Source organism: Pseudomonas sp. GW822-FHT06D10, from assembly GCF_058799535.1.
The window spans coordinates 868,717-885,085 of sequence record NZ_JBXALN010000002.1; the positions used below are offsets into that span (position 1 = coordinate 868,717).

Consider the following 16,369-nt stretch of genomic DNA (forward strand, 5'->3'; position numbering starts at 1 on the left):
AGGGGAGGCTGCCGGCAATGGCCGGCAGCGTCGTTTTCGCGATCTACCAGAATCTGTGGCTGTATTCGAGGATCAGGCGGTTTTCATCCACGTTGGCCGCATAGTTGGCCCGGTACACCACATTGCGCCAGCGCAGCCCCAGGTCCTTGAACGGGCCGCTCTGGATCACATAGGCCAGGTCGGTGTCCAGTTCCCGTTCCCGAGCAGCCTGCTGGCCGATGCGGAACTCATTGCTGCGCACATAACGGCTCATCAGGCTCAAGCCGGGCAGGCCCAGGCTCGTGAAGTCATAGCGGTAGCGCAACTGCCAGGCGTTCTCCCCGGCGTTGATGAAGGACTTGTAGGTCGAGGTATTGAAGCCGTAGGGGTCGGTGCCGCTGATGTGGGGCAGGCCGCTGCGCCCGCGCTGGTCCTGGTAGATGAGGCTCAGGGCGTGGCCGCGGTAGGCCAGGGTTTCCATGACCCCCAGGTAGCGGTTGTCGACCTCGGCCTGGCCCAGGCCGGTGCTGTGGAAGTAGCGCAGCTCGGACTTCAGCGACAGGCCCCGGCCGAGCGCCGCGCTATGGGCCAGGTTAGCGTAGTGCTGGCGATAGTTGTCCCGCAGTTGGGCGTAGAAGTAGCTGGCCTTGAGGTCCGGCCGCAGGGCGTAGCTGGCCCCGCTGTAACTGAAACTGTCACTGGCGACCCGGCCGTTCACCTGCTTGCCGTTCCGGGCCAGAGCGGACATCTGCAGGTCCTCGTAGTCGGTGGAGTTGCGCTGGCGCACATCCTGGAAACGCCCCAGGGTCACGTCCAGGTCGCGGATATCCCTGGACTCCAGTCGTGCACCGTTGAAGGTCTGCGGCAGCAGCCGGGTGTCGTTGCGAAAGGCCACCGGCAACAAGGGCTCGTGGGTGCCGATGCTCAACACGCTGCGGGCAACCCGAGCCTTGGCGGTGAGGCCCAGGGAGCCGTACTGGCCGGCCACATCGCCATTGCGGTCGGCCAGCAGCGCGCCGGTATGGGCGGTGCCACCGCCGGAGTCGAGCTTGAGGCCCAGCAAGCCGAGCCCGTCGACCCCCAGGCCGACACTGCCTTCGGTGAAGCCCGACTGGTAACGCAGGACAAATCCCTGGGCCCATTCCTCGGCCTTGCTCTGGGGCGGCCGGTCGCCGTGGATGTCGCGATTCATGTAGAAGTTGCGGGCCCCCAGGGCCAGCTGGCTGTCGTCGATGAACTGCGCCTGGCACATCAGCGGCAGCATGCAGCCACCCATCAGGGTGGACAGGGGCAGGCAAGGGTGGGAGGTCGAGTGCATGGTATTCACCGGTGTTGTTGTTTTTATAGTGAGTGGAGCCTTGGCCAGGCCGCTGTCGCCGTGGCCCGGGAAAAGCGCCGGCCACGCCCTTGTCGGGCGCCGCGCTGATGCGGCGCCAGGCTTGGCTTGGGTTCAGTAGGGGGATTGAGCGCAGCGTCGGGCAGCGCGCTGCGCACCGGGCAAGGAAGGCGGCGACACCTGCTGCCCTTGCGACAGGCCCAGGTGGCCGCCCGGGCCGCGATTCATGGGGCCTATTGCTTGCCGAGGGCGATGTAGCGTTGCAGGTGGTGATCCTCGTCCCCCAGCTGATGGTCGATCATCACCAGCCGCTTGGCGTAATGGGCCAGGGGCAGCTCCCAGGTCATGCCGATGCCGCCGTGCAACTGGATGCATTCTTGCGCCACCAGGGTGCCGATGCGGCCGATGCTGACCTTGGCCGCTGACAGCGCGCGCTCACGGTCCAGGCGATCGGCCTCCAGGGCCGAGGCGGCATTGATCACCGCCGAGCGCGCTTGTTCGATCTCCAGCAGCAGCACCGCCATGCGATGTTGCAGTGCCTGGAAACTGCCGATCGGGCGGCCGAACTGCTGGCGGGTGCGCAGGTAATCCAGGGTGGCCACTTTGGCCACTTCCATGGCGCCCAGGGCTTCGGCGCACAACGCCAGCACGCCGCGGCCAATGGCCCGCTCCAGGGTGGCATGGCCCTGGTGCAGGGTGCCCAGCAGGGCGGAGCCCGGCACAAGCAGCTGGTTCAGGCGCACCTGCGCCACGGGGCCGCCATCGAGGGTGGCGCTGCCGCGGATCTCCAGGCCCGGGGTGTCCCTGGGCACCAGGAACAGCGAAATGCCCTGGCTGTCGTCAATGGCTCCGGCGGTGCGGGCCGACACCACCAGCAACCCGGCCTGCTCGCCGTGCAGCACCAGGCTCTTGGTGCCATCCAGGCGCCAGCCGTCGGCCTGGGGTTCGGCGCGGCAGGCGACCCGGTTGAGTTCGTAGTGGCTGTCGGGTTCGTCATGGGCCAGGGCGGCGATCAGGCTGCCGTCGATGATCTGCGCCAGCTCGATCTTCTGCGTTTCGCTACCGGCGCTGGCGATGGCGTCCCCGGCCAGCACCGCGCTGCCCAGCAGCGGTTCCACCAGCAGCCCGCGGCCCACGGCCTCGAAGACCAGGGCCAGGTCGAAGCCACCGCCGCCGTAGCCACCGTCGGCTTCGCTGAACAGGGCGCCGATCACCCCCATCTCTGCCAACTGCTGCCAGATCCCGGAGTTGAAACCCTGGCCTGACTGCAGGCTCTGCTGGCGTTTTTCCAGGTTGTAGTGCTGGGCGATAAAGCGGTTCAAGCTGTCGCCGAGCATGCGCCGTTCTGCGCTGTGTTCGAAATTCATGTGCGCCCCCTCAGAGCCCGAGAATCATTTTCGAAATGATGTTTTTCTGGATTTCATTGGAGCCGCCGAAGATCGACAGCTTGCGATTGTTGAAGTACTGCGCCGCCGCGCTACTGGCGAAGGCCGGGCCCAGGTCCATCGCCCCAGTGTCGCCTTCGTCCTGCATGACCCGGGCGGCGGGGCCCATGGCCCGGCGCAGCAGAGCGGTGAGCTCCTGGCGGATTTCCGTGCCGCAGATCTTCAGCATCGAGCTTTCCGCGCCGGGCGCGCCGCCACCGGCCACCGCTGCAATCACCCGCAGGTTGGTGGTCTTCATGTTCTCAAGGTCGATCTCGACCCGGGCCAGGCGTGAGGCGAACTGCGGGTCTTCCAGCAGCGGCCGGCCATTGCGGGTGCGCTGTGCTGCCACGCGCTTGAGGCGTTGCAGCGCGGCCATGGACAAGCCGACCCCGGCAATGTTGGTGCGCTCGTAGGTCAACAGGTACTTGGCACAGGTCCAGCCCTTGTTTTCCTCGCCCACCAGGTTGGCCACCGGCACCCGCACGTCGGTGAAAAACACCTCGTTGATCTCGTGGTCGCCTTCCAGGGTGATGATCGGACGCACCTCGACCCCGGGGCTGGCCATGTCGATCAGCAGGAAGCTGATGCCTTCCTGGGGCTTGGCCTCGCGGTCGGTGCGCACCAGGCAGAAAATCATGTTGGCGTGCTGGCCCAGGGTGGTCCAGGTCTTCTGGCCGTTGACCACATAGTGATCGCCGTCGCGCACGGCCGTGGTCTTGACCGCCGCCAGGTCCGAGCCGGCACCGGGTTCCGAATAGCCCTGGCACCACCAGTGGCGGCCGTCGAGGATGCGCGGTAGCCAGTAGTCCTGCTGCTGTGGGGTGCCGTACTTGATCAGCACCGGGCCCAGCATGTTGACCCCGAACGGCACGATGCGCGGCGCGTTGGCCAGGCCGCATTCGAGTTCGAAGATGAATTTCTCCACGGCGCTCCAGCCCGGCCCGCCAAAGGCCTCGGGCCAGTGGTTGGCCAGCCAGCCGCGGGTGTTGAGGGTCGAATGCCAGTGCTCCATGTCGGCCTTGGACAGGCGTTCGCCATTGGCCACCTTGTCACTCAGTTCGCTGGGCAAGTGTTCGGCGAGGAAGGCCTGCACCTGATTGCGGAAGGCTTCTTCTTGGGGGGTGAAACTCAGGTCCATGTCGGCGTCCTCAATAGATTTCGAACAGCGCGGCGGCGCCCATGCCGCCGGCAATGCACATGCTGACCACGGCGTACTTGACCCCGCGGCGCCGACCTTCGAGCAGCACATGGCCGGCCAGGCGCGCACCGGTCATGCCGAACGGGTGGCCGAGGGCGATGGCCCCGCCGTTGACGTTCAGGCATTCATCGGCGATGCCCAGCCGCTGCTGGCAATAGAGCGCCTGGGAGGCGAAGGCTTCGTTGAGTTCCCAGAGGCCGATGTCGTCCACCTTGAGGCCGTGCCGGGCCAGCAGCCGGGGTACGGCGAACACCGGGCCGATGCCCATTTCGTCGGGTTCGCAACCGGCCACCGCCATGCCACGGAACACGCCCAGCGGTTGCAGGTTGGCGCGGGCCGCTTCACGGGCCTCCATCAGTACGCAAGCCGAGGCGCCGTCGGACAGTTGCGAGGCGTTGCCGGCGCTGATGAAGCGCTGCGGGCCCAGCACCGGTTCCAGTTTGGCCAGGGCCTCGTAAGTGCTCCCCAGGCGGTTGCAGGTGTCGGCGTCCACCGTGACCTGGTGCTGGCTGACCTCGCCGCTCTGCTTGTCGGTCACGGCCATGGTGGTGGTGCAGGGAATGATTTCCTCGCGGTAGTGCCCAGCCCGTTGCGCCGCTTCGGTCTTGTGCTGGCTGCGCAGCGAGAAACGGTCCTGGGCCTCGCGGCTGATGCCGTAGCGCGCGGCGACGATGTCCGCGGTCTCGATCATCGGCAGGAACAGCTCCGGCTTGTGCTGCACAAGCCAGGGGTCGAGGTCCGGGTCGTCGCTGCCGCGGCCGCGGATCTGCGAGATGCTTTCCACGCCACCGGCAATGATGGCGGGGGCGCCATCGACCACGATACGCCCGGCGGCCATGGCGATGGCCTGCAAGCCGGAGGCGCAGAAGCGGTTCACCGTGGTGCCGGCGATGCCGATGGGCAGGCCGGCGCGGACCACCGCCAGGCGCGCGACGTTGCGCCCGGTGGTGCCTTCGCCGTAGCCACAACCGAGGATGGCGTCCTCGATCAGCCCCGGGTCGATGCCGGCCCGTTCCACGGCGGCGCGTACCGCGAAAGCGGCGAGGGTCGGGCCGGGAGTGATGTTGAATTCGCCGCGGTGGGCCTTGGTCAGGGGCGTGCGTGCGGTGGATACGATGACGGCTTCGCGCATGGCGCGTGCTCCTTGAGTCAATGGCTGTGGTTGAGGCTGTCGAAGTTCTCGCCGCGCTCCACCAACTGCTCCAGCAGCGGCGAGGCTTTCCAGAACAGCGGGTCTTGTTCGGCGAATTCGCGGATGTCCGCCAGCACCTGGGGCAGGCCGTACTGGTCGGCGTACTTGAGCGGGCCACCGCGATAGCGCGGGAAGCCGTAGCCATGGATAAAGGTGATGTCCACATCCAGGGGGCGCAGGGCGATGCCTTCGTGCACCACGTTGGCGCCTTCGTTGATCATCGCCGCCATGTAGCGCCGCAGGATCTCCGGGTTGCCGAAGGGGCGGGGCGTGATGCCGGCCCGGGCCCGCTCGGCGTCGATGATGGCCAGGACTTCCGGGTCCTGGGTGGCGCTGCGCGGGCCCTGGGCATAGAGGTAGTAGCCACGGCCGGTCTTTTGTCCGAACCAGCCGCGCTCGCACAGGCGGTCGGCAATCTGCACGTAGCGCGCGTCGGGATTGCGGGTGGCGGCCTTGCGTTTGCGCGTCGCCCAGCCGATATCGCCGCCGGCCAGGTCGGCCACCTGGAAGGGTCCCATGGGGAAGCCGAAGTCGCGCAGGGCCTGGTCGATCTGATAGGGCGAAGCGCCGTCCTCCATCATGTAGTCCGCCGCCTGACGGTAGACCGCGAGGATCCGGTTGCCGATGAAACCATCGCAGACCCCGGCACGCACCGGCACCTTGCGCAGTTTCTTCGCCAGTTCGAAGGCCGTGGCCACCACGTCCGGTGCGACCTTGGCCGGGACCACGATCTCCAGCAGCTTCATGATGTTGGCGGGGGAGAAGAAGTGCAGCCCGATGACATCGGCAGGCCGCGAGACGCTGTCGGCGATGGCGTTGAGGTCCAGGTAGGAGGTGTTGCTGGCCAGTACCGCGCCAGGTTTGCACACCCGGTCCAGTTCCTTGAACACCGCCTGCTTGGCGGCCATGTCCTCGAACACCGCTTCGATCACCAGGTCGGCCCGGGCCAGGTCCTGGTAGTCCAGGCTGACACGGAAGCGGGCCAGGGTCGCGGCCTTGCCGGCGGCATCCAGGCGGCCTTTTTCGATCAGCCCGTCATAGACCTTCTCGACGTTGCCCCGGCCGCGGTCCAGGGCCTGCTGGTCGCGCTCGATCATGGTGACCTGCAGGCCGGCGTCGAGGGCCGAGACAGCGATGCCGGCGCCCATGGTGCCGCCGCCGACCACGGCCACCTGTTCGATGGGGCGAGGCTGGGCGATGCGGGTTTCCGGGGCCTTGAGCACTTCGCGCTCGGCGAAAAAGGCATGTACCAGCCCGGCACGCTGCGGGCTGTCGAGGCATTCCTGGAACAGCCGGCGTTCTTCCTCCAGGCCTTGATCGAAGGGCCGGTCAAGGGCCGCCTCGACCGCACGAATGATGTTCTGCGGCGACAGCAGGCCCTTGGCCTTGTGCGTGAGCTGTTCGCGGGCGGCGTTGATCTGTTCGCGTTGCAGATGCTGATCGCCCAGGGCCCGGGCGTCCCGGGTGCGCCGCACGCCGGCATGGCTGTCCACCAGCTCGCGGGCATAGGCCAGGCCGGCCGCCAGGGCATCCTCACCCTCCGCCAGGCGGTCCACCACCCCCAGGTCGAGGGCCTCCCGGGCATTCAGGTGACGGCCGCTGAGCATCAGTTCCAGGGCCGCCCGGGCACCGATCAGGCGTGGCAGGCGCTGAGTGCCACCGGCCCCGGGCAGCAGGCCGAGCAGCACTTCCGGCAGGCCGAGGCGGGCGCTGCCCAGGGCCAGGCGGTAGTGGGCCGCCAGGGCCACTTCCAGGCCGCCTCCCAGTGCCACGCCCTGGATGGTCGCCACCACCGGTTTGGCGCTGTCCTCGATGCGCTTGACCACCGCTGGCAATGCCGGGGCCTGGGGCGTCTGGCCGAATTCGCGAATATCGGCGCCGCCACAGAAGTGGCGCCCGGCGCCGACCAGCAGGATGGCGGCCACCGTCGGATCGTCGGCGGCGCTGTCCATGGCGGCCAGCAGCCCGCGTCTGACCTCCACGCCAAGGGCGTTCACCGGCGGGTTGTCGAGGGTCAGGACCAGGATGTTGCCGTGCAGGGCGGATGCCACAGAGGGCTGGGCGGTGTCGCGACTCATTGCAGCAGTCTCCGGAGGAAAGGGCAGCGTGAGGCCGATGGTTGCCCAGGGGCTCCGGGCGCTGAACGGAAATCAGGATTGGATTCCGCTGTTTGAATCGGCTGGTGAAAATAATCCTGTCATCAATAAATTAGTGGGTCAATACGGAATAGTGTTTCGCAGTGCGGAATAAAAAGATTCTTTTTACTTGATTTAAGCCCTTGATTGCTTCAGAGACTTGAGGATGAATATTTGACATATTTGATTTGTGATCACATATTGCTGCCCACAAGAATCACAACACAGGTGTCACCCCCATGTCCGAAGGTCCTATCCCCCTGCCTACCTTGCGTCAGGTTTCTCGCGATACCTTGCAGGAACAGGTGTATCGACAGATTCGCGAAGCCTTGATGAGTGGCCGATTCCAGCCCGGCCAGAAACTGACCATTCGTGGCCTGGCCGAAGCCCTGGGTTCCAGCCCGATGCCGGTGCGTGAAGCCCTGCAGCGCTTGAGTGCGGAAAATGCCTTCGAGGTCACGGAAACCTCCCGCCTGCGGGTACGCATGATGACGGTGGAGCGCCTGCGGGAAATCCGTGATGCACGGGTGGCCCTGGAGGGGCTGCTGGCGGAAAAGGCCGTGCAGCATCTGCACAAGGCCGATATGCAGGAGATCGCCGATCTCTGCCGGCAGATGCAGAAGGCCGCCGACGAGGTGGATGTCTCCCGCTACCTGTGGACCAACTTCGCTTTCCACCGGCGCATCTATGCAGTGGCCCGGGCCGAACTGACCATGGCCGCCGTGGAGAACTTCTGGCTGCACATGGGCCCCTGCTTCGCCCTGGTGGCGCCGGACAAGGCCCACCTGCAACGTTCCATGGAAGCCCACAACCGAATCGTCGAGGCCCTGGTCGCCGGCGATGGCCCGGCGGCGCGAGCAGCGGTCACCGACGACATCATGCAGGCGGCGGATTCCCTGGGCCGCCTGCTGGCCAAGAGCGACGGCGCAGCACAGCGCAAAGGAGGCCGGGCATGAGCATCCTTCAGCGTTTGCAGCCTTATCCGGGCTTGCGGGTGATGATTTCCGGTGGCGCGGCGGGCATCGGTGAAGTGCTGGCCGCTGCCTACCTTGAAGCCGGCGCCCAGGTGCATGTGTGCGATGTCAGTGAAGCGGCCCTGGCGGCCTTTCGCGATCGCTACCCCGAGGCCCTGGCAACCCGTACCGATGTCGCCGACCCGGCGCAGATCGAAGCCTTGTTCAAGCTTCAGGTGCAGCACTTCGGTGGCCTCGATGTGCTGGTCAACAACGCCGGCATTGCCGGGCCGACCGCGGGCATCGATGCCGTCAGCGATGCCGACTGGCAGCGCACCATCGATATCAACCTGACCGCGCAATACCGCTTCGCCCACCACGCGGTGCCCCTGCTCAAGGCATCGGACAAGGCCCACCTGCTGCACATCGCCTCCGTGGCCGGGCGCCTGGGCTACGCCTGGCGCACGCCCTATGCCGCTACCAAATGGGCGATTGTCGGGTTGATGAAGTCTTTGGCGGCGGAGCTGGGTGCCAGCGATATCCGGGTCAACGCGCTGTTGCCGGGGATAGTTGAGGGGCCGCGGATGGAGGCGGTGATCCAGGCCCGGGCCGAACAGACCGGGGTACCGGTGGCGCAGATGCGCGAGCAGTACCTGGAGAAGATCTCTCTCAAGCGCATGGTCAGTGCCGAAGACGTGGCGGCCATGGCGCTGTTCCTCTGTTCGCCGGCGGCATGCAACGTCACCGGCCAGGCGATCAGCGTCGACGGCAACGTCGAATACCTCTAGCTCCCGCCGGCTGGCCGCGCCGGCGAGGACCGCCGGCGCTGAAACCTGTAGCGACACCCTGGGATTTTTTTCATCAAGAATAAAAGTCGGAGTACCGTCATGCCTGGAAAAACACCCGTCATCATCACTTGCGCCGTTACCGGTGCCATTCATACCCCGTCCATGTCGCCCCACCTGCCGGTCACGGCCGGGGAGATCGCCGCCGAGGCCATCGCCGCCGCGGAGGCCGGGGCGGCCATCGTCCACTTGCATGCCCGGGACCCGGAGGACGGCCGGCCGAGCCAGGACCCCGAGCTGTTCCGGCGCTTCCTGCCGCAGATCAAGGCCGCCTGCGACGTGGTGATCAACCTCACCACCGGCGGCGCGCCGACCATGGGTGTCGAGGAGCGCCTGCAACCGGTGCTGGAGTTCAAGCCGGAACTGGCCTCGCTGAACATGGGCTCGATGAACTTCGGCCTGTACGAAATGCTCAACCGCTTCACCGAGTTCAAGCACGACTGGGAGCGGCCGTACCTGGAGGAAAGCGACGACCGGATTTTCCGCAATACCTTCCGCGATATCGCCCATATCCTCAGCGCCTGTGCCGAGAACCGCACGCGCTTCGAGATCGAGTGCTACGACATCGGCCACCTCTACACCGCTGCGCATTTCCTGGAGCGCGGCCTGCTCAAGGCGCCGCTGTTCATCCAGTCGGTGTTCGGCCTGCGGGGCGGCATCGGCGGCCACCCCGAGGACCTGGCACACATGCGCCGCACCGCTGACCGGCTGTTCGGCGATGCCTATCACTGGTCGATCCTCGGCGCCGGGCGCAACCAGATTCCCCTGGCGACCATGGGCCTGGCCATGGGCAGCCATGCCCGGGTCGGCCTGGAGGACTCGCTGTGGGACGGCCCCGGCAAGCTGGCGGCGAGCAACGCCGACCAGGTACGACGCATCCGCAGCGTCATCGAGGCCCTGGGCGGCCGGGTGGCGACGGCGGACGAAGCCCGCACCCTGCTCGGGCTCAAGGGACGCGACCAGGTCGCGTTCTAAGCCCCGCAGGCCCGCTGCCGGCGCCTTCCGGGCGCTGGCGATCCCGCATAACAATTACAAAGGGATATGCCCATGAATACTGCAACCGCCGCGCCGCCCCGGGCCCCGCAACAACTGACCCGGCTGATGTTCCTCAAGCTGATGCCGCTGCTGATCGCGGCCTATGTCCTGAGTTTTCTCGACCGCACCAATATCGCCCTGGCCAAGCATCAGCTGGATGTGGACCTGGGGATTTCCGCCGCGGCCTACGGGCTGGGGGCCGGACTGTTCTTCCTCACCTATGCGCTGTCCGAAGTGCCGAGCAACCTGATCATGCACAAGGTCGGCGCGCGCTTCTGGATCGCCCGGATCATGGTGACCTGGGGGCTGATCTCCGCCGCCATGGCTTTCGTCCAGGGCGAGACCTCCTTCTATGTGCTGCGCCTGCTGCTGGGGATTGCCGAGGCCGGGCTGTTTCCCGGGGTCATGCTGTACCTGACCTACTGGTTCGACCGCCAGCAGCGGGCCCGGGCCACCGGCTATTTCCTGCTGGGGGTGTGCCTGGCCAATATCATTGGCGGCCCGCTGGGCGCGGCGCTGATGAAGATGGACGGCCTTTTGGGCTGGCACGGCTGGCAGTGGATGTTCCTGCTCGAAGGCCTGCCGGCGGTGTTCTTCGCCTGGGTGGTATGGCGGCGCCTGCCGGACCGCCCGAGCCGTGCTCCCTGGCTGAGCGCCGAGGAAGCGGCGGCCATCGAACAGCGCCTGGCCCGGGAAGCCGACGAGGGCGCGGGGCAGGGCGGGCACTCGTTCCGGCAATGCTTCACGCCACAGATCCTGCTGGCGATCTTTGTCTACTTCTGCCATCAGATCACCATCTACACCGTGATCTTTTTCCTCCCCAGCATCATCGGCAAGTACGGCAACCTGAGCATCATGAGCGTTGGCCTTTTGACCTCGCTGCCCTGGATCGCCGCAGCCGTCGGGGCTATCGCCTTGCCCCGGCTGGCCAACAGCCCGCAACGCTCGCGGCGCCTGCTGGTCTGTGGCTTGCTGGTGATGGCGGCGGGGCTGTCGATCGCGGCGTTTTCCGGGCCGGTATTCAGCCTGCTGGGGTTCTGCGTGGCGGCGCTGATGTTCTTCGTGGTGCAGTCGATCATCTTCCTGTACCCGGCTTCACGGCTCAAAGGCGCGGCGTTGGCGGGTGGCCTGGGCTTCGTCAATTCCTGCGGGCTGCTGGGCGGTTTTGTCGGCCCTTCGGTGATGGGCGCGATCGAGATGAGCACCGGCAATGCCATGAATGGCCTCAAGGTGATTGCCCTGGTGCTGCTGGTGGCGGCATTGGCGGCCCTGCGTTTGCGCCAGGGCCAGGAGGACCGCTGTGAGCAAAGGGCGAGTGGGCTGGCGAGAAACTCCGCCTGAGGTCTGCCCGGGGGCGGCGTCGCTTGGCAGATCTTGCCTGGACGCCAGCCCTCCGGCCTTTCTACACTGCTTCCCGTCTGGGGACCGGGGGCAACATCAATGAATCGCAATGAACTGCGCAAGGCCGATATCAACCTGATGGTGGTGTTCGAGGCGCTGATGCTCGAGCGCAATGTCACCCGGGTGGCGGAGAAGCTGTTCCTCGGCCAGCCCACCATCAGTTCCGCGCTCAACCGCCTGCGGGCGATGTTCAACGACCCGCTGTTCATTCGCGTCGGCCATCGCATGGAACCCACGGCCCGTGCCGAGCAGATCATCCAGCACCTGTCGCCGGCCCTGGACGCACTGTCCTCGGCCCTGAGCCTGACCCACGATTTCGATCCCGCCAGCAGCACCATGACCTTTCGCATCGGCCTGTCCGACGATGTCGAGTTCGGCCTGCTGCCCCCCCTGCTGCGGGCCCTGCGCCAGGAAGCGCCGCAAGTGGTGGTCGTGGTGCAGCACGTGGACTACTGGCGGATTCCCGACCTGCTGGCGTCCGGCGATATCACCGTGGGCATCAGCCAGACCCGCGGCCTGCCGGCCAACGCCAAGCGCAAGCTGCTGCGGCATATCCAGCCCAGCGTGCTGCGGGCCGATGCCAGCGACACACCGCTGACCCTCGATGAGTACTGCGCGCGGCCCCATGTGCTGGTGTCCCACACCGCCAATGTCGCCGGCTTCGCCGATGAGTGGCTGGCGGAGATCGGCCGCACCCGCCAGGTCGTGTTGTCGGTGCCCCAGTACAGCTCGCTGCCGGCCCTGCTCGCCGGCACCAAGCTGATCGCCAGCCTGCCCGACTATGCCGCCGCCGCCATGGCCGCCTCGGGGCAACTGTACTGCGAGCCGTTTCCGTTCAAGACCCCGACCCTGGACCTGTCCATGGTCTGGCTCAGCCATGTGGACACCGACCCCGCCGAACGCTGGCTGCGCTCGCGGCTGGAAGCCTTCATGAGCGAGCGGGCGCCCCTCGCGAGCTAATCGTGCCTTGCAGCCGCTGCCGCAGGCTGCGATGGACCGCGCAGCGGGCCCCAAACCTGCCCATGCGGTCTGCCTGGCGGATCGGGTGGCGGCCTTGCCAGTCCTGCGGACCGGGTCGCAGCCTGCGGCAGCGGCGACAGCGGTGCAGTGAACGGAGGCCGCCAGCTTGGCATAGGCACAGGCGGCTGCTTTGCTGTGTGAATCGTCTGTTGAAACATTGATCGGTGGAGTGTGCCCATGAGTCGTTCCCGTTCCCTGTTGCGTGGGCGTGGCAGCCACGACAGCGGCAAGGTTGGCATGGTCGAGCTGTTCTTCGACCTGGTGTTCGTGTTTGCCGTGACCCAACTGTCCCACTCCCTGCTGGCTCATCTGTCCCTGGGCGGAGCGCTGCAGGTGGCGTTGCTGATGGTGGCGGTGTGGTGGGTGTGGATCTTCACCTCGTGGATCACCAACTGGCTGGACCCGGAAGCCCTGCCAATCCGCCTCGGCCTGTTCGTGCTGATGGTGGCCGGGTTGCTGCTGTCCTCGTCGATTCCCCAGGCCTTCGGCGAGCGTGGGCTGCTGTTCGCCGGCGCCTATGTGTTCATGCAGGTGGGGCGCACCGCCTATTCACTGTGGGCAGTGCGCGGCGAGCCGCTGAACATGACCCGCAACTTCCAGCGGATCCTCTTGTGGCTGATGTTCTCGGGCGTTTTCTGGATCACCGGTGGCCTGCTCGAAGGCCCGCAGCGCCTGGCGTGCTGGGGGCTGGCCCTGGCCATCGAGGTGCTGTCGCCGTCGCTGTATTTCTGGGTACCGGGGCTCGGCCGCTCGACCCTGGAAGACTGGAATGTCGAAGGCAACCACATGGCCGAGCGCTGCGCTCTGTTCGTGATCATCGCCCTGGGTGAATCCCTGCTGGTCACCGGCGCCACCTTCGCCGAGCTGGCCACCAGTGCCGAAGGGGTACTGGCTTTCGTGGTGGCGGTGCTGGGCAGCATTGCCATGTGGTGGGTGTATTTCGACAGCGGCGCCGAGCGTGCCCACCACCGCATCGCCCACTCCAGCGACCCGGGGCGCCAGGCACGTATTGCCTACACCTACCTGCATGTGCTGATCGTCGCCGGGATCATCGTCAGTGCGGTGGCCGACGAACTGGTGCTGGTGCACCCGCAGCATGCCAGCCAGGCCGCGGTGCTGGTGATCCTCGGCGGGCCCTGGCTGTTCCTGCTGGGTTGCGCGCTGTTCAAGTGGGTGATGAACGAGCGGCCGTTGCCGCCGCTGTCGCACCTGGCCGGGCTCGCGGCCTTGCTGCTGTTGTTGCCCGCGGCCTGGAACCAGTGGTTTTCCGCCCTGGCGCTGGGCAGCCTGACCACCCTGGTGATGCTGCTGGTGGCGGCCTGGGAAACCCTGGCCCTGCGGGAAAGGGCGGCGTCCAGGCAATGAGGCTAACGGCTACTGCGGCGGCGTGGGGCGGGTTGTGTAGTATGGAGCGCCTTTTTACCCCTGACTGACCGGGAGCTTTGCCATGCCGCACCTGCATATGGAATACACCGCCAACCTGCCGCAACTGGACGTCGACAAGGCGCTGCTGCGACTCAATCATGGGCTGGTGGCGTCCGGGCAGTTCTCCGACGAGTTCGACATCAAGAGCCGCGCAGTCAAGGTCGAAGCGTTCCGGGTCGGCACCGGGATTGGCGAGCGCGGCTTTGTCCACGTCAAGCTGGCCTTGCTCAGCGGCCGTTCGCCAGAGGTCAAGAAGCAGTTGTCCGAGAGCCTGCTGGCGGTGTTGCAGGATCTGGCGCCGTGGCCGGCGGATGTCCAGGTGCAACTGTGCGTGGAGATCGTCGATATCGACCGCGCGTCCTACAGCAAGGCCGCCGTCGGCCGCTGAGGATCAGGCCAGGCCCTGCTCGGCGCAGACCTTGACTATCTGTTCACGGAACCAGGTCTGCGCGCTGTCCTGATCGGTGTGCTGGCTCCATTGCATGTCCAGGCTGAATCCCGGCAGGCCGCTGGGGGCCTCGCAATGGTTGAACACTGCCTCGTTGGCCAGCAGTGCCTGGATGCGCCGGGGCAGGGTGAGGAGGAAGTCGGTGCCGGTGATCATCTTCAGCGCTGCGCTGTAGCTGTTGGAGCGGGCGACGATCTGCCGCTTGTGGGCCTGGCGCGCCAGCCAGCCGTCCACCATGTTGCTGTCCGACGTCCAGGGCGTGGGAAACACGTGCCGCCGCTCGACGAACGACTGCAGGCTGAAGCGCGGTTCCCTGGGCGGGGTCGCACGCTTGTCGAAGACACACACCAGGTCGTCCTCCAGCAGCATCTGCGACTTGAAGTCGGCGTGGCCGCGATGGAAGTCGGGCCCGAAACAGATCACCAGGTCGACGCTGCCATCGCGCAGGTCCTCGGCGGGAATATCACTTTCCAGCTTCTGCACGTTGACTGTCACCGGCAGGTCGGCGTAGTCGAAGCCCTTGAGCAGGCGCGGCAGGATCAGCAGCTCGAAGTATTCCGGGGCACAGAGGTTGAAGGTCACGGCCTGGCGGGTCGGGTCGAAGGCCGGCACACCGCTGTGGCACAGGTTGATGCTCTCCAGGATCCTCAGCACGTGGTTGTACATGCTGGTGGCCTTGTAGGTCGGACGCATGCCGGTGCGGGTGTTGATGAACAGTTCGTCCTCGAAGCCGTTGCGCAGTTTCTTCAGGCAGTAGCTGACGGTCGACTGGCTGACGCAGAGGGTTTCCGAAACCCCGGTGACACTGCTTTGCTCGTACACCGCGATAAAGACCATGAGGTCCTGCATGTCGAGTTTTCTGAGCACATTGCTGATGAGCATCCGTTCCATCCCGCTGAGCACCTGGCGCCGGTGGCGCGCAAACCGGATCGATGCTAGCGGAACGATCGTCCTAATTAAATGCCCGGGGCGGGGATTCGCGGACAGCATCGGGACATAAATGTCCGATAACACGACCTGCGCAGTTTCGCGCACTGCAATGGTGCTTGTCCCGGGTAGATTTCAGGCCGCCGCGGCTGTCGGGCGGCTGCCGCGCACCAGGCCGAGCATGCCCAGGGCCACCAGCAGGGCGCCGAGCATTTCTGTCAACTGTGGCCCCTGGCCCAGCCACAACCAGTGGAACAGCGTGAGGAACAGGGTGCTCAGGTAGATGTAGGAAATCACCGTGGACGGGGCGATGACGCCGATGGCCCGATGCAGCAGCCAGAAGGTTGCCAGGGTGGCGAACAGCGCCAGGTACAGCAGCCACAGCAGGTCGTTGCCGCGCAGTAGCGCGGCACTGCGCCAGCCGCCACTGGCCAGGCTGGCGACAAACAGGAACAGCGATCCGAACAGCATGTTCCAGAAGGTCATGGCCGCCGGGCTGCGCCCTTGCAGGCTGCCGGCCGTGAAGCGCTGGCTCAGCGGCGAGTAGGCGGCCATGGCCAGGCAGCCCAGGGCGTAGATACCCATGGCGTATAGCGACGGCAATTGCCCTGGCGCGCCGCCCTTGAGGATCAGCAGCAGCGCCCCGGCCCCCGCCACCAGCATCGGCAGCAGGCGGCGCCGCAGGCCGCTGCCAGGCAGCAGCCAGGCTTCGAACACCAGGGTCAGGAGCGGCACCAGGGTGAACAGGGTCCCGGTGTTGACCGCCGAGGTATGGCGCAGGGCTTCGAACAGCGAACCGAAATACAGCGCCAGCAGCAGGCCCAGCAGCCCATGGGCGCGCAAGCCGGCCAGGGTCATGGGCGCCGAACCCTTGAGCCACAACAGAGGCACGAACATCAGCGCCGAGAACAACAGGCGCAGGGCGGTCAGCAGCACCGGGTCGATGGCCTGGCTGACCTCGGCGGCGGCAAAGAACGAAGCGGCAATCAGCACCGCCCACAGCAGCATGCCGAGGTTGGCCTGGGTGAAGTTCACCGGGTTCATGATG

14 protein-coding genes are annotated in these 16,369 nt (G+C 66.3%); 7 read left to right on the forward strand and 7 right to left on the reverse strand.

The features are described 5' to 3' along the window. Nucleotides 1-43: 43 nt before the first annotated feature. The 5 genes from AC1RL5_RS09540 to AC1RL5_RS09560 all read right to left on the reverse strand — a co-directional run bounded on the left by AC1RL5_RS09540 (nt 44) and on the right by AC1RL5_RS09560 (nt 7,210). A complete protein-coding gene (locus tag AC1RL5_RS09540; protein WP_072451347.1) occupies nt 44-1,297 on the reverse strand; it encodes an OprD family outer membrane porin in 1,254 nt (417 codons plus the stop codon). A 251-nt stretch (nt 1,298-1,548) separates the two neighbouring features. Then, complete coding sequence (locus tag AC1RL5_RS09545) at nt 1,549-2,682, reverse strand: acyl-CoA dehydrogenase family protein (protein ID WP_047284350.1); 1,134 nt, start codon at nt 2,680-2,682, stop codon at nt 1,549-1,551. A gap of 10 nt (nt 2,683-2,692) precedes the next feature. Next, entirely contained in the window at nt 2,693-3,880 is a 1,188-nt protein-coding gene (locus AC1RL5_RS09550; RefSeq protein ID WP_103407534.1) for an acyl-CoA dehydrogenase family protein, read from the reverse strand. Nucleotides 3,881-3,890: 10 nt separating this feature from the next. Continuing rightward, the gene (locus tag AC1RL5_RS09555; RefSeq protein ID WP_207239871.1) at nt 3,891-5,072 is read right to left on the reverse strand and encodes an acetyl-CoA C-acyltransferase; all 1,182 of its coding nucleotides are present in this window, start codon (nt 5,070-5,072) and stop codon (nt 3,891-3,893) included. A 17-nt stretch (nt 5,073-5,089) separates the two neighbouring features. Beyond that, nucleotides 5,090-7,210 (reverse strand): 3-hydroxyacyl-CoA dehydrogenase NAD-binding domain-containing protein, encoded by a 2,121-nt coding sequence (locus AC1RL5_RS09560; RefSeq protein ID WP_492589267.1) that lies wholly within the window; start codon nt 7,208-7,210, stop codon nt 5,090-5,092. A 296-nt stretch (nt 7,211-7,506) separates the two neighbouring features. Between AC1RL5_RS09560 and AC1RL5_RS09565 the strand changes: the two genes are divergently transcribed. The 7 genes from AC1RL5_RS09565 (at nt 7,507) to AC1RL5_RS09595 (ending at nt 14,334) form a co-directional block, all read left to right on the forward strand. Further along, on the forward strand, nt 7,507-8,223 hold the full coding sequence (locus tag AC1RL5_RS09565; protein ID WP_011059818.1) for a GntR family transcriptional regulator: 717 nt from the start codon (nt 7,507-7,509) through the stop codon (nt 8,221-8,223). Beyond that, a complete protein-coding gene (locus AC1RL5_RS09570) occupies nt 8,220-9,008 on the forward strand; it encodes an SDR family oxidoreductase (protein WP_011059819.1) in 789 nt (262 codons plus the stop codon). The genes AC1RL5_RS09565 and AC1RL5_RS09570 overlap by 4 nt, the downstream gene beginning before the upstream one ends. Before the next feature lie 99 nt (nt 9,009-9,107). Then, nucleotides 9,108-10,040 carry a 3,5-dioxohexanoate:acetyl-CoA acetone transferase gene (kce, locus tag AC1RL5_RS09575; RefSeq protein WP_011059820.1) on the forward strand — a complete coding sequence of 311 codons (933 nt, stop codon included), beginning with the start codon at nt 9,108-9,110 and terminating at the stop codon, nt 10,038-10,040. Nucleotides 10,041-10,112: 72 nt separating this feature from the next. Further along, nucleotides 10,113-11,441: an MFS transporter gene (locus AC1RL5_RS09580; protein ID WP_492589268.1), complete on the forward strand. Its 1,329-nt coding sequence runs from the start codon at nt 10,113-10,115 to the stop codon at nt 11,439-11,441. Between the two features lie 99 nt (nt 11,442-11,540). Further along, nucleotides 11,541-12,461, forward strand: a complete 921-nt coding sequence (locus AC1RL5_RS09585; RefSeq protein ID WP_011059822.1) for a LysR substrate-binding domain-containing protein — start codon at nt 11,541-11,543, stop codon at nt 12,459-12,461. A gap of 237 nt (nt 12,462-12,698) precedes the next feature. Beyond that, nucleotides 12,699-13,886, forward strand: a complete 1,188-nt coding sequence (locus AC1RL5_RS09590) for a low temperature requirement protein A (protein ID WP_492589269.1) — start codon at nt 12,699-12,701, stop codon at nt 13,884-13,886. Between the two features lie 82 nt (nt 13,887-13,968). After that, complete coding sequence (locus AC1RL5_RS09595; RefSeq protein WP_011059824.1) at nt 13,969-14,334, forward strand: 5-carboxymethyl-2-hydroxymuconate Delta-isomerase; 366 nt, start codon at nt 13,969-13,971, stop codon at nt 14,332-14,334. A 3-nt stretch (nt 14,335-14,337) separates the two neighbouring features. Here AC1RL5_RS09595 and AC1RL5_RS09600 read toward each other — a convergent pair whose 3' ends face one another. Beyond that, nucleotides 14,338-15,276 (reverse strand): LysR family transcriptional regulator, encoded by a 939-nt coding sequence (locus AC1RL5_RS09600; RefSeq protein ID WP_072451020.1) that lies wholly within the window; start codon nt 15,274-15,276, stop codon nt 14,338-14,340. A 180-nt stretch (nt 15,277-15,456) separates the two neighbouring features. Then, nucleotides 15,457-16,365: a DMT family transporter gene (locus tag AC1RL5_RS09605; RefSeq protein ID WP_207239874.1), complete on the reverse strand. Its 909-nt coding sequence runs from the start codon at nt 16,363-16,365 to the stop codon at nt 15,457-15,459. Nucleotides 16,366-16,369: the final 4 nt, after the last annotated feature.

Coding starts and splice junctions, on each gene's coding strand:
- AC1RL5_RS09595 (WP_011059824.1), top strand. CDS start 13,969: ATGCCGCACCTGCATATGGAATACACCGCCAACCTGCCGCAACTGGAC.
- AC1RL5_RS09550 (WP_103407534.1), bottom strand. CDS start 3,880: ATGGACCTGAGTTTCACCCCCCAAGAAGAAGCCTTCCGCAATCAGGTG.
- AC1RL5_RS09560 (WP_492589267.1), bottom strand. CDS start 7,210: ATGAGTCGCGACACCGCCCAGCCCTCTGTGGCATCCGCCCTGCACGGC.
- AC1RL5_RS09570 (WP_011059819.1), top strand. CDS start 8,220: ATGAGCATCCTTCAGCGTTTGCAGCCTTATCCGGGCTTGCGGGTGATG.
- kce (WP_011059820.1), top strand. CDS start 9,108: ATGCCTGGAAAAACACCCGTCATCATCACTTGCGCCGTTACCGGTGCC.
- AC1RL5_RS09580 (WP_492589268.1), top strand. CDS start 10,113: ATGAATACTGCAACCGCCGCGCCGCCCCGGGCCCCGCAACAACTGACC.
- AC1RL5_RS09540 (WP_072451347.1), bottom strand. CDS start 1,297: ATGCACTCGACCTCCCACCCTTGCCTGCCCCTGTCCACCCTGATGGGT.
- AC1RL5_RS09590 (WP_492589269.1), top strand. CDS start 12,699: ATGAGTCGTTCCCGTTCCCTGTTGCGTGGGCGTGGCAGCCACGACAGC.
- AC1RL5_RS09565 (WP_011059818.1), top strand. CDS start 7,507: ATGTCCGAAGGTCCTATCCCCCTGCCTACCTTGCGTCAGGTTTCTCGC.
- AC1RL5_RS09555 (WP_207239871.1), bottom strand. CDS start 5,072: ATGCGCGAAGCCGTCATCGTATCCACCGCACGCACGCCCCTGACCAAG.
- AC1RL5_RS09605 (WP_207239874.1), bottom strand. CDS start 16,365: ATGAACCCGGTGAACTTCACCCAGGCCAACCTCGGCATGCTGCTGTGG.
- AC1RL5_RS09600 (WP_072451020.1), bottom strand. CDS start 15,276: ATGCTCATCAGCAATGTGCTCAGAAAACTCGACATGCAGGACCTCATG.
- AC1RL5_RS09545 (WP_047284350.1), bottom strand. CDS start 2,682: ATGAATTTCGAACACAGCGCAGAACGGCGCATGCTCGGCGACAGCTTG.
- AC1RL5_RS09585 (WP_011059822.1), top strand. CDS start 11,541: ATGAATCGCAATGAACTGCGCAAGGCCGATATCAACCTGATGGTGGTG.